10 protein-coding genes and 1 pseudogene are annotated in these 12,055 nt (G+C 69.0%); 2 read left to right on the forward strand and 9 right to left on the reverse strand.

Annotated features, from left to right (window positions below; genetic code table 11):
• Window position 1 precedes the first annotated feature (1 nt).
• From OG395_RS46005 to OG395_RS46030, 6 genes are all read right to left on the reverse strand, one after another.
• The gene (locus OG395_RS46005; protein ID WP_327248231.1) at window positions 2-1,984 is read right to left on the reverse strand and encodes a hypothetical protein; all 1,983 of its coding nucleotides are present in this window, start codon (window positions 1,982-1,984) and stop codon (window positions 2-4) included.
• Between the two features lie 3 nt (window positions 1,985-1,987).
• Window positions 1,988-3,775: a heparinase II/III domain-containing protein gene (locus tag OG395_RS46010; protein WP_327248232.1), complete on the reverse strand. Its 1,788-nt coding sequence runs from the start codon at window positions 3,773-3,775 to the stop codon at window positions 1,988-1,990.
• The gene (locus OG395_RS46015) at window positions 3,763-4,527 is read right to left on the reverse strand and encodes an SDR family NAD(P)-dependent oxidoreductase (RefSeq protein WP_327248233.1); all 765 of its coding nucleotides are present in this window, start codon (window positions 4,525-4,527) and stop codon (window positions 3,763-3,765) included. Before OG395_RS46015 ends, OG395_RS46010 begins: the two co-directional genes overlap by 13 nt.
• 104 nt (window positions 4,528-4,631) lie before the next feature.
• Window positions 4,632-5,555 (reverse strand): carbohydrate ABC transporter permease, encoded by a 924-nt coding sequence (locus OG395_RS46020; protein ID WP_327248234.1) that lies wholly within the window; start codon window positions 5,553-5,555, stop codon window positions 4,632-4,634.
• A complete protein-coding gene (locus tag OG395_RS46025; RefSeq protein WP_327248235.1) occupies window positions 5,542-6,510 on the reverse strand; it encodes a carbohydrate ABC transporter permease in 969 nt (322 codons plus the stop codon). The genes OG395_RS46020 and OG395_RS46025 overlap by 14 nt, the downstream gene beginning before the upstream one ends.
• A gap of 12 nt (window positions 6,511-6,522) precedes the next feature.
• Window positions 6,523-7,791 carry an ABC transporter substrate-binding protein gene (locus OG395_RS46030; RefSeq protein ID WP_327248236.1) on the reverse strand — a complete coding sequence of 423 codons (1,269 nt, stop codon included), beginning with the start codon at window positions 7,789-7,791 and terminating at the stop codon, window positions 6,523-6,525.
• A gap of 226 nt (window positions 7,792-8,017) precedes the next feature.
• Here OG395_RS46030 and OG395_RS46035 point away from each other — a divergent pair, with 226 nt between their 5' ends.
• Together OG395_RS46035 and OG395_RS46040 are read left to right on the forward strand one after the other, a co-directional pair.
• A complete protein-coding gene (locus tag OG395_RS46035; RefSeq protein ID WP_327248237.1) occupies window positions 8,018-9,088 on the forward strand; it encodes a LacI family DNA-binding transcriptional regulator in 1,071 nt (356 codons plus the stop codon).
• A gap of 134 nt (window positions 9,089-9,222) precedes the next feature.
• Entirely contained in the window at window positions 9,223-9,459 is a 237-nt protein-coding gene (locus OG395_RS46040; protein ID WP_327248238.1) for a hypothetical protein, read from the forward strand.
• Between the two features lie 72 nt (window positions 9,460-9,531).
• Here the strand turns inward: OG395_RS46040 and OG395_RS46045 are convergent, their stop codons facing one another.
• From OG395_RS46045 to OG395_RS46055, 3 genes and pseudogenes are all read right to left on the reverse strand, one after another.
• Window positions 9,532-10,065, reverse strand: a complete 534-nt coding sequence (locus OG395_RS46045) for an Lrp/AsnC family transcriptional regulator (protein ID WP_266989543.1) — start codon at window positions 10,063-10,065, stop codon at window positions 9,532-9,534.
• Window positions 10,066-10,146: 81 nt separating this feature from the next.
• A pseudogene (locus tag OG395_RS46050) lies at window positions 10,147-10,359 on the reverse strand (FAD-dependent oxidoreductase); the annotation flags it as partial.
• A gap of 93 nt (window positions 10,360-10,452) precedes the next feature.
• Complete coding sequence (locus OG395_RS46055) at window positions 10,453-11,901, reverse strand: aldehyde dehydrogenase family protein (RefSeq protein WP_327248239.1); 1,449 nt, start codon at window positions 11,899-11,901, stop codon at window positions 10,453-10,455.
• Window positions 11,902-12,055: the final 154 nt, after the last annotated feature.

Genomic DNA, 12,055 nt, shown 5'->3' on the forward strand with positions numbered 1-12,055 from the left:
ATCAGCCGACCTTTCCTGTGTACGGCTCCGCGACATCGAGGAGCACGCGGCCGTTCAGCCGCAGCCGCGTGGCCGCGACCACGTACGGGGCGCTGTCACCGTCGCCGAGCAGCACGGCGGCCCCGTCGGCAACGACGTCGGCGGTACGGATCCGGCGGGCGACGGGGGAGAGCAGCACCGTTTCGCCGTCGAAGGCGACTCCGTGTCCCTCCACGCACGCGGCGTGTTCGCCCGGGCCGGACGCACCGGGCGTGATCGTGGTGAGGAACAGCCCGGAAACCGTCCGCGCGGTCGTCGACCGCAGTGTGTGCAGCGTGCGGGTGAGACGCAGCTCCGGTGTGCTGGACGTCGGATTGGCCTCCACCTCGGTGACATCCGAGGTGACCGATGCGTCGTGGGGCGCGAACTGCCCCACCCGGGCCACGGCGGCGCCGGACCGGATCAGCCGTGTACCGTCCGGCTGCGGCTCGGTCGGCCGGTCGGTCTGGAGCAGGAACGTCCACTCCCGCGCCGTATCCGCCTCGGCGAGGTCCAGGAGCACCAGCCGCCCCGACGGGGTGAACACCAGCGTCCGGTCGAGCCGCCGCACCCCGAGCTCCGGGTCGTACATCGCGGCGATCTCCGCCGTGGCGTGCGCCCAGCCGCAGTCGTCGTCGAGGAGCACATCGCGCTGCCGCGCCTGCCGCTCGAACGGGATGTCCTGGTAGACGTGGTAGCGGTCCTCGTCCGCGTAACCCTGCCCGTCCACCAGCAGCAGGTTGTGGTGCGCGGCCCGCTTCCGGTTGCTGTACCCCTCGTCCACCGCGAGGAATTCGCCCTGCGAAACCAGCACGAACGAACCAGAGTCGGGGTGGTGGTGTCCCTGGTTGAGCGTCACCCAGCCCCGCTCGGCCCGGTGCTTCGCGGAGGTCTCCCACGCCTTGTGACCGCCGCCCGGGCTCGCCTTGAAGGAGACGAGTGTGGCGTCGTCGTCCCATCCCGTACGCGCCGCGAGCAGCCCCAGATCCGGGAAGAACGCCCGGGTCGCGGTGGGCCGTGCGGCCGGGACGGACGGGTCGTACCAGAGGTATTCGAGGTACGCCTCCGGCAGGATCCCCGGCCGCACCCCGCTCTCCGACGCCTCCTTCCACAGGAGTTCGCCCGACGCCAGATCGCCCATCCACTGCGCCTCCGGGATGCCGTACTGGGCAGCGAGGCGGTAGTACAGACCCGCGCTGTGCCCGCTGCGCCGGTCGTGGCAGTCGCCGTGGTCGACATTGCGGGCGAAGCCGGGAGCGGTCTGGTGCAGCCGGTAGCGGAACGTACGGGAGAGGAAACCGCCGCGGTCCCACCAGTCGATGCCCTCCGCCTCCTGGAGGAGGTCCAGTTGGATCGCCAGGAACGGCACACCGTAGCGCCAGTAGACGACGCCCTCGGCGTGCGAACCGTCCTCCGGCATCAGATCGAGGACCGTACCGAGATTGTCCTTGGCGCGCCCGGTCCATTCCTCCTTGCCCAGCACGTAACCGGCCGTCGCGAGCCCCGCGTAGCAGATCCAGTTGTGGTTCTGCCAGTACGACGACGACCACCAGCCGCCCTCGCTCGCCACCGCGAACTCGTACATCCGCCGCCCCTGGAGCAGCAGCTTGTACCGCAGCAGCGCCCGCACCCCGTCCGGCAGATCGTCACCGATCCACCGGTAGGTGAGCGAGAGATGATGCAGCAGCCAGCCGGCGTCCAGATCGTGGTCCGGCATATGGGCCTTGCCCCAGTGCGGCAGCCGTACCGCCGCCTCGATCCAGCGACGGCTCTCAGCCAGATGGGCCCGGTCGCCGCCGACCCGGTAGGCCAGCGCCGGGTTGGAGGCGGCGGGACCCAGCCAGGTGATGCTGGCCAGGGGATGCGTACGGGGCGGGGTCAGCCCGCGGTGGCGGGCGGCCTCCTCGTACAACCGCACCTCCTGCGCGGGACGCGGGCCGGGCGGCGGGGTCGCCGAGAGCAACAAGGGTCAGTCCTCCGTCCGGAACCGTGCCGTACTGCCGTCGGCCAGGCCGACCGTCAGTCCGTCACCGTCCAGCTGTACGTCGGTGACGGCGGGCCCCGCCGACGACGCCTGGTACACCGAGGCGAACACGACCCGCTGCGCGTCGGCGGTGAAGTCGACGCGGGTACGCATCCGTTGCGGATCGTCCGCCGGGCCCGGCCCCGGCCGGGTGACCGGACGGACCGGCACGCCGTCGGTGTGCGTGTGCCAGCCGTGCAGCGTCTCGTCGCCGTACCACGTGGTGCGCACGGGACCGACTCCCTGCAGCTGGACGTCCAGCGCGACGCCGGGGCGCAGCTGCGCGGTGAACTGCCGGGCGTCCTCGGCGGTCAGCGTCAGCAGGTCGACGAGAAAGCTGTCGCCGAACGCGATCCGTCGCACCGCCCGGACACCCTCGTACGCCTGGGTCACCTCGGCCGTGACGGAGGAACCGTCCGAAGCGAGCAGCTTCCCGGTGCACTCCGCCTGCTCGGCGCGGTCCGCCCGGAAGGCGGGATGTACCTCCGTGGACGCGTACAGTTCACGGAACTCCGCGTGTGCATAGGGAACTTGGCCGGGGTCGGGCTGCCATGTAGTGGTGTCCCCGTAGAGATACAGCGACAGCTTGTCGCGATGGCCGTGCGAGCCGCCGTGCGGACCGAAGTCCAGCAGTGCGTGGATCCCCGCACCGTGCAGCACCGCATATCCGGCCTCGCCGAACACCGTGACCGGACCGGCCGCAGGGCGTACCGGCAGCGGCGGGCCCATGAACCAGCCGCCCAGTTCACGGTCCAGCCCGTCGTCGTGTGCGCCGAGCTCGGCCCGGGCCCGCTCCGCCACCGCATCCAGGGCGGGGGACGGAACCAACTGCTGTGCCAGCGCCACAAGTTCGAGCCACTCCAGGGCGAGAGGGCGACGCAGATACGGGCCGTCGTGCAGTGCGGGAAGGATGCCGCCCGGCGTGGCGATCGCCGCCAGTACATCCGTCATCCCGGCCAGCACGCCGATCACGTCGGACGGAACGGCCGCCGGGTCGGTCGAGCGCAGCGCCAGCAGTGCGGCCCGCAGTACGAACCCGTGGTAGTAGGTGCTGCCCTCCCACTCCCAGCCGTCGTCGGCGACCGCGACGCGCAGATGCGCGTACAGCCCATGCTCGCCGTCGAGCCATACCTTCGCGCCGTCCCATTCCTCGCCGCGGGCCGCGGCGGCACCACGACTCGCCGCCACACCGGCGGCGTTGAGCCACGCGGTGTAGTTGGAAGCGAGATGCCCCTGGTCGGTCAGCACATCCCGGGCGTCCAGCGCGGCCCGTTCCAGATCGTCGAGGAGCGGCAGCACCGAGGCCAGACCGTCCGTGGACTCCTCGGCGAGCGTGATGACGGTGTGCCCGATGCCGACCGCCCAGATGGCATCGGTAAGGGCCTGGTGGAAGAGCCGGCCGCGCAGCATCCAGGTCTGAGCCTCGCCGTGCCGCTCGGTGGCGAGCTCCGCGTACAGACCGGCGTACTCGACGAGCCGCGCCACCGCCTCCGCCCGCTCGCCCCGGTGGGCCAGCACCCGCAGATGCCGTGCCCACGCCTGGTGCGACAGCACCAGCCAGGCGCCGCGCACCGCCTCGTCGTCCACCCGGCAGCCGTACGAGCAGCGCGCACCGCCGTCCGGGAAGACCCCGGAGAGCAGATCACCGTGATCGAGCTCGACCCCGTGCGCCGGGCAGACGTACGCGTGCCACCAGCCGCCGCGCTCCCGCGCGATCCGCCTCAACGCGGCCATACGCCACCGTCGATGTCCACCGTGGTGGCGGTGAGGAAGCCGGACGACGGCGACGCCAGGTGGACGACGGCCGCTGCGACATCCTCCGGCGTGCCGGCCCGGCCCACCGGGATGCCTGCCTCCATCGCCTGCTGCGCCTCGGGCGCGGTGAACGTGTCGTGGAAGGCGGTGCCCTTGATGAAGCCGGGTGCGACGGTGTTGACCGTGATCCCGGTACCGCCGAGCTCCTTGGCCAGCCCCTTGGTGAAGCCGCGGATACCGGCCTTGGCCGCCGCGTACGCCACCGAGCCGGGGCCGCCACCGTTGTGCGCGGCCAGCGACGACATGGTGATGACGCGCCCGGCGGGGGACTGCGTCAGATGCGGCAGTGCGGCCCGCACGGTACGGAACGTCGACGTCAGGTTGGTCGAGATCACCTGGTCGAAGTGGTCGTCGGTCATTTCGGCGATCGTGGCGCGGCCGATCAGATGGCCCGCGTTGCAGACCAGGACGTCCAGACCGCCGAGGAATCCGGCCGCCTCCTCGACGACCCGGTCGACGTCCGCCGTCACGGTCACATCGGCCTGGAACGCCTTCGCCCTGCGGCCCAGAGCCTCGATCGCGGAGACCGTCTTCGCGGCCTCGTCGGCGGAGGAGTGGTAGTGGACGGCGACATCGGCGCCGGCCTCGGCGAGGGCGACGGCGATGGCGCGGCCGATGCCATGGCCCGCCCCTGTCACCAGTGCGCGGGATTCGTTGAGATCAGCAGACATGGAGTAAGTACCTTTCGAAGAACGGCCGTTCGGCCGAAAGCCGGTGACCTGGGACCTGACCCGGTGACCTGGGACCTGATCCGGTCACCGGGGACCCGATCCGGTCACTTGAGACCGGCGGTCGCGAAGCCCTGCACGAAGTAGCGCTGACCGATGAGGAAGAGGATGACCATCGGCAGGGTGGCCAGCGTGGTGCCGGCCATCAGGAAGTGCCACTGGGGACCGTTCTCCGTCTTGAAGACGGAGAGCCCCACCTGGATCACCCGCAGACTGTCCGTGCGGGTCACCAGCAGCGGCCAGAGGAAGTTGTTCCACGACGACTCGAAGGTCAGCAGCGCCACCGTGGTGAGCGCGGGCTTGACCTGCGGCGTCATGATCCGGGCGTAGATCCGGAACTCGCCCAGACCGTCGAGTCTGGCCGCCTCCTCCAGTTCCACCGGAAGGTCCAGATAGAACTGACGGAAGAGGAAGACCGCGAACGGGGTGACGGCACCGGGAATGATCAGCGCCCACCAGGAGTCCAGCCAGCCGCTGCCGCCCTGGCCGAAGATGTCGTTCCCGCCGGCCAGCGGCATGAAGCGGACGATCAGGAACTCCGGCAGCACCTTGGTGTACGTCGGGATCATCAGTGCGGCGATGAAGAGGTAGAAGATGACCTCGCTGCCGCGGAACTTGATCCGCGCCAGCGCGTAACCGGCCATCGACGCCACGACCACATTGATGACGGTGTGACTGATCGCGATGATGAAGCTGTTGCGTGCGTACGTCGCGAACGGTGCCGCCTTCAGCGCGTCCACATAGTTCCCGAACTCCCAGTGTTCCGGCAGCAGTCCGGCGTCCTGAGAGGCGATCTCCACCGGGGTCTTGAGTGAGGTCAGCACCATCCAGACGAACGGCACCACCATCAGCAGCGAGACGACGGTGAGGGTCGCATAGAGCGCGATCCGGCCGGGGGTGACCGGCTTGTCGTTCCGCTGAGGCCGGGACTTCTTCGCGCCCCTTGGCGCGTGGAGCTCAGTTGTGGCCACGGGTGCCTCCCATGATCCGGCGGTTGACCAGGGTGAAGCCCATCAGCAGCACGAACAGCACCAGTGACTGGGCACAGGCGTAGCCGACGCGGAATTCCCGGAAGGCGGACTTGTAGATCTCGTACGTCATCATCGTGGTGCTGTTGGCGGGACCGCCGTCGGTCAGGATGTAGATCTGGTCGAAGGACTGGAACGCGCTGATCATCGACGTGATGAGGACGAAGAACGTCGCGGGCCTCAGCAGCGGCACGGTGATCGAGAAGAACTGCCGCACCTTCGAGGCACCGTCCACCGAGGCCGCCTCGTACAGCTCCTTCGGCAGGGACTGCAGCGCGGCCAGGTAGATGAGCATCTTCATGCCGATGCCCTGCCAGATCCCGACCAGGATCACGGAGGGCATCGCCCATGAGGTCGACGCGAGCCAGGCCGGTCCGTCGATCCCGAGGAACGACAGGAGTGTGTTCAACAGCCCGTTGCCCGGGTTGTAGATCCACAGCCAGACCAGCGCGATCGCGACGGTCGCCGTCACCTGCGGCAGGAAGACCGCAGTGCGGTAGATGCTCCGGGCCTTCAGACCGGTGTGCAGCGCCAGGGCGACGAGCAGTCCCAGCATCATGCCGAACGGCACCGTGAAGAAGGTGTAGATGACGGTGTTGACGATGGACTTGCGGAAGACCGCGTCGCCCATCATCTCGCTGAAGTTGTCCAGACCCACGAACTGCGGCGCCGTCAGCACGTCGTACTTCGTGAAGGCCAGGACCACCGATGCGACGACCGGCATGCCGATCCAGAGCGAGGCATGCAGCAGCGCGGGCGCCACCATCAGCATGCCGGCGCGTTGCCTGCGGCGCCCCGGCCCCGTCGGTGCCCGGCCGGTGCGCTTCTTGGCGACCGCGCGTCCGTCCGGGGCGGAGGGCGGCGCGGGACGCGCCTTCAATACGGATGTAGCTCCCACTGTGACGGGTCCTTACATCCGGCCGATCGCGGCCTCGGCGAGCCGGCCGAGTTCAGCGATAGCTTCCTTCGCCGACTGGTTGCCCACGATCGCGGGCTCCAGCGTGGGCTTGATCTTCTCGCGGATCTCCATCCAGGCGGGGGTGCCGCCCTCGGAGCACGCGTCGCCCATGCTCTGCAGGGCGAGGTCGACGAACTTGTTCTCCTTCACGTACGAGGTGTCGCTGAGGTCCTTCAGGCCGGGCACCGAACCGCGCTGCTTGGCAGCGCCGAGGATCGAATCGGGCGAGGCGAGGTACTCGACGAGCGCGCGGGCCGCCGCGGGGTGCTTGGAGCTTGCGGACTGGGTGACGAGCGTGCCGCCCTGGAGCATCGCGGGCTTCCGGTTGGCGAGGATGAACGCCCCGAGCTTGTCGTCCTTGAGCAGGTCCGGCGCCTGGTCGCCGACCTGCTTCCACAGTGCGCTGGTCGACATCATCATCGACGCCTTGCCGGTCTGTATGTTGGTCGGGGCCCCGAGTTCCGTCTTCTTGGCGTAGTCGGACGAACCGTCCTTGACCAGGTCCTTGAAGAACTGGAGCGCCTCGACCCCACGGGTGTCGGTGAACAGCACCTTCTTGCCGTCCGCGCTGAACAGCTGGCCGCCGTTGGCGAAGAGGAAGGTCTCCCAGCACTGGCGCAGCTCGATGGAGAACGGGTCGAATCCGACCCGGCCGTTCTTGGTGAGCTGCTTGGCCACGGCACGCAGCTCGGCCCAGTTCGCCGGGGTCTTCTTGATACCGGCCTCGGCGAAGTGGTCCTTGCGGTAGACGACGATGCGGGTGTCGAGGACGACCGGCAGCGCGTACAGCTTGCCGTCGTACCGGGACGGCTCCAGCACCCGCTTCTCGTAGTCGTGCGCGGCGGCGAGCTTCTCCGGCAGTTCGGCGATCGCCTTCTTGGCCGCGAACGGCGGGATCCAGCCGACGCCCATCATCAGCACGTCGGGCAGCAGACCGCCCGCGAGACCGGTGGTGATCTTCTCGTTGAGCTGGGCGTACGTGGTGTAGTCCACGTTCACCTTGACGTCCGGGTACTTCTTCCGGAAGCCGCCGAGGATCTCCTTCTCCAACAGAGTCTTGCCGTCGGCGCCTTCATAGATCGGGGTGAGGAGCGTGATCTCACCCTCAGCGGCACCGCCGGCGGAGTCGGCCGTCGACGTGCCGGTGCCGCAGCCGCCGAGGGCGGCGGCAGCGGTACCCGCGCCGATGGCAGCAAGCAACGACCGTCTTTTGAGTTCCATGGGACACCCCTTTTGAGGTGGAGGCTGTGGATCGATCCAGCGATGGCAACCCAGCTATGGCTGGGAAGCGCTGGTAAATCGATGCACTGATGCTAGGAACGTCCCGAGAGGGACGTCAACAGCTGATGCCTAATAATTTTCGGGGAAGTTAACGGGTGTACCGGTGAGGAGGGTTCAGTAAATCGGTACACTAGCCCGATGGAACACGTTCCGAACCGGAGGTGGCATGAGCGGGGTAACGATCCATCAGGTCGCGGAGGCTGCGGGGGTCTCCGCGAGCACGGTCTCGAATGTCCTCAACGGGCGTACGGACCGTATGCAGGCGACCACCCTGGCCCGTGTCGAGCAGGCGATTGAGCAGCTCAGCTACCGGCCGAACCGTGCGGCACGGATGCTGCGCACCGGCCGGATCAAGGTCATCGGCCTGATCGTGCCGTCGGTGGCCAACCCCTTCTGGGGGGCGCTCGCCCGCGAGTTGGAGGCCATTGCGCTCGCCGAGGGCTATCACGTGCTGCTCTGCAACAGTGAGCGAGATCCGGCGCGTGAACTCAAGTACGGCGAGGAGCTGCTGGCCGACGGGGTGAGCGGAGTGGTGCTCTGCTCCTCACTGCCGTCGCTCGACCATGTGGCGCCGCTGCTCAGCCGCGGTCTGAAGATGGTCGCCTTCGACCGCACCGCCCAGGCCGGCGACCCGCCATCGCTGGCCAGCATCAGCGTGGACAACGCGATGGGCGCCGAACTCGCCACGCGTCATCTCATCGAACTGGGCCACCGGCGCCTCGCGTTCGTCTCCGGCTCGGTCAACAGCGTCAACCGTCGTGAGCGACTGCGCGGCTTCCGCGCGGCCCTGGAGTCCGCGGGGCTCGACCCGGCCGACGCGGTGGTCTGGCCGGGCGCCGACACCACCGAGTTCGGCGACAAGGACGCCGCCGAGCTGGGCCGTAACGCCGCCCGGGAGCTGCTGTCCGGACCGCGCCCGCCCACCGCGTTCGTCGCCATCAACGACATGTGCGCGATCGGGATCTGCCGGGGCGCGAAGGACGCCGGGCGCACCGCCGGACAGGACGTCTCGGTGGTCGGCTTCGACGACATCCTGCTCGCCGACCTCTTCGAACCGCCACTCACCACGGTCCGCCAGCCGCTTCCGGAGATGGCTGCCGAGACGTTCCAGCAGCTGAGGGCCCGGATCGACTCGGCGCCGGTGGCCGGGCGCTCGCTGCTCATCCGGCCGCGCCTGGTCGTGCGGGAGTCGACGGCGCAGGCGCCGGCCGCTGTGCCTGCCCCCGCATCCGCCTGAGCCGGACAGCGGGCCGGGCTGCGAGGAACAGCGAGGTCCGGCCAGCCGCGCCGGCCAGGAACGGACGGAGCAGCGCGCGGCGATTTGGAGATCGCCGCGCCCTGCGGCAAGCGGTGACGGATACTCAGGAGGCCGTGCAGGCACCGATGGAGGGCGTCGCCGAGCTCCCGTTCGTCATGACGGTGAACCCCAAGGGCGTCGACGATTCAGCCGCCAGGCTGCCGTTGCCGTTCGGCTTCATGGTCATGATGTTGCCGCTGGTGTCCCAGTTGGGCGTGCCGTTCCAGGGCGTGGAGACTTTCTGCGGCGCGCACCTGGTGTTCGGCGGGCGGCCGAGTGCGGCGCCGACGGCGTCGACGGCTCGGAGTTGAAAGCCGAGTCGGGCGTGGGCGCAGACGGTGTCGGTGACACCGATGGAGGCGAGCCGACGCGCGCGACTCGGCTCAGGCGCGCTGGTCGAGACCGGCGCTGAGCGGCGGCTGCGGGGCGTCGAGCAGCGAGGTGTCCACCTCACCGACGCCCCAGCCGTACGCGAGTTTGTGCACTTCCAGCACGAAGAACGAGTCGGTCGAGACGACTCCGTCGATGTGATGCAGTCTGCGGTTCATCAGGTCGGTGAAGTGGTTGGTGTCCCGGCAGATCACCTCCGCCATCACGTCGTAGGTGCCTGCCGTCATGATGACGTACGAGGTCTCGGGCAGCTCCCGCAGTCTTCGGCAGACCTCCTGGGCGCTGCCCGGCCTGACCCGGATGCCGACCATGGCGAACCGGTCGAAGCCGATGGTGAGCGGGTTTGCGATGCCGACGATCTGGAGGGTGCCGTTCTCCTCCATGCGCTGGACGCGGTATCGCACGGAGGAGGCGGGGATGTCCAGTTCTTCGGCGATCTGGCTGTACGGGCGGCGGCCGTCCGCTTGGAGTGCGGCGATGATCTGGCGGTCGGTGTCGTCCAGGGGGCTGCCACCCAGCGTGCTCATGCTGTTGCTCCGGCTCTCATGTACGGTCCGCCACGGTGTGCGGGCCTGGATCTTTGGTCGTACGGGCCTATCCTGCCCGGCTCAGGAGTCGAAGCCGAGGCCGAGTCGGTCCAGGGTGCGCAACCACAGGTTGCGATGGCCGTACGTGTCCTCGCGGGCCATGGACCACCCGGTGGCCTCGACGCCGAGATGCCGGACCGGCTCCGGGGGGAAGGGCACCGGAGGGCGGCGGATCATGGCGGGCCGGAGCCGTTCCGTGCGCCGGCCGGAGAGCAGGTCCAGCATGACCTGGGCGGGTACCTCGTTGCCGGCTCGGTGGGGCAGTGCGGTCCGGGGCCCCGACGCTGTCGGGGCCCCGGCCGGCGGACGTTCGGATGAGCGGGGCCCTCAGAGACTGATGACGCCGGTACGGGTGTCGGTCATGTCCATCAGCGTCCACTTGCCGCCGATGCGTCCCCAGCCGGTGGAGCGGTTGCCGGCGCCGCCGAAAGGCATGTTGATGTCCCACCAGTTGTTGCTCTCGTTCACGACGACCTGGCCGACGGCCATTTCCTCGATGAAGCGGAAGGCGGAGGTCATGCTGCGGGTGAAGACGGCACCCTGGAGGCCCAGTTCGTCGTCGTTGGCGATGCGCAGAAGGTCGTCCTCGTCCTGCCCGGTGATGATCGGGACGACCGGGCCGAAGGACTCCTCGCGGGACAGCAGGCTGTCCTCGGGCACCCCGTCCACCACGGTGAACTCGTAGTAGAGGTCCGTGGGGTGCCCTGAAGCTCGCTTGCCGCCGAGCAGGATGCGCGCGCCGCGCTCGCGGGCGTCGGCCATGTGGCGGTCCATCTTGGCCGCGACGCCCTCGTTGTTGAGGGGGCCGAGAACCGTCTTGGGGTCGAACGGGTCGCCGAGGGTGATGCGCTGGGCCTCGCGGAGCACGGCCTCGACGAACTCGTCGTGGATGTCCGCGTGCACGATGACGCGTTCGGTGGCGCAGCAGACCTGTCCGGCGCACGGATAGGCACCGTCGACAGCGGCCTTGGCGGCGGCCTCGACATCGGCGTCGGCGAGGACGACAAGCGGCCCGTTGCCCGAGCACTCCATGATGGAGCGCTTGAGTCCGGCGGCGGACTGGATCTTCGCACCGGTCGCGGTGGAGCCGATGAATCCGATCGCGTGGATGCCCTTGTGGCGTACCAGCGCATCGCCGGTGTCGCCCTCTCCGGGCACGATGTTGACGAGGCCGTCGGGCAGTCCGGCGGCGACGAACGCCTCCATCGCCTTGAGGACGGTGAGCGGGGTGTTGGCCGGCGGCTTGACGACATGGGCGTTGCCGGTGGCGAGACCGGGGGCGACGAACTCCGCGAGCATCAGCAGGGGGAAGTTCCACGGCGTGATGATGCCCCAAGTGCCCACCGGGCGCTGGAAGGTGAACATCCGCTTGGTGTTGTCGGTGGAGGGCAGCGTCTCGCCGTGCAGTCGTACGGCGTCCTCGGCGTGCAGGTGGAAGAGCTTGGCCGCCTCCTCGATGTCGGCGACGGACTCGGCGAGCGGCTTGCCCTGCTCCAAGGACTGGAGGTGGGCGAGTTCGTCCACGCGCTTGCCGAGTTCCGTACCGATGCGGTGGCAGAGCTCGGCACGGGTCCACACATTGGTCGCGGCCCAGGCCGGCTGGGCCTCGTTGGCGGCACGCACCGCGGCGTCGACGTCGGCGGCCGCGGGCAGCGGGAAGGTGCCCACGCGTTCGCCCGTCGCGGGGCTGATGACCTCGTGGGTGGTCCCGGAAGTGCCTTCGGTGTACGCGCCGTTGATGAAGAGCTGGTGCCGGTCGGCGGTCGGGGTGGTCATGCGTTGGCCTCTCTGTCCTGTCCTGACCGGGAAAGGGCGCATCGGCTCTGAGCCGGGTCGGCCCGGGTCCGGTGCGATGACTGGAGACTCGCTGGGCAATCAAGGACTGTCAAGAATGCGGAATGAGCAAAAGTGGAAGTCGATCATTGCTTTT

The organism is Streptomyces sp. NBC_01320, assembly GCF_035974375.1.
GTDB lineage: Bacteria > Actinomycetota > Actinomycetes > Streptomycetales > Streptomycetaceae > Streptomyces > Streptomyces yanii.

Bases quoted from the DNA above. Each gene is read 5' to 3' on its own strand.
- OG395_RS46010 (WP_327248232.1), bottom strand. From the start codon at position 3,775: ATGGCCGCGTTGAGGCGGATCGCGCGGGAGCGCGGCGGCTGGTGGCAC.
- OG395_RS46015 (WP_327248233.1), bottom strand. From the start codon at position 4,527: ATGTCTGCTGATCTCAACGAATCCCGCGCACTGGTGACAGGGGCGGGC.
- OG395_RS46030 (WP_327248236.1), bottom strand. From the start codon at position 7,791: ATGGAACTCAAAAGACGGTCGTTGCTTGCTGCCATCGGCGCGGGTACC.
- OG395_RS46035 (WP_327248237.1), top strand. From the start codon at position 8,018: ATGAGCGGGGTAACGATCCATCAGGTCGCGGAGGCTGCGGGGGTCTCC.
- OG395_RS46045 (WP_266989543.1), bottom strand. From the start codon at position 10,065: ATGAGCACGCTGGGTGGCAGCCCCCTGGACGACACCGACCGCCAGATC.
- OG395_RS46055 (WP_327248239.1), bottom strand. From the start codon at position 11,901: ATGACCACCCCGACCGCCGACCGGCACCAGCTCTTCATCAACGGCGCG.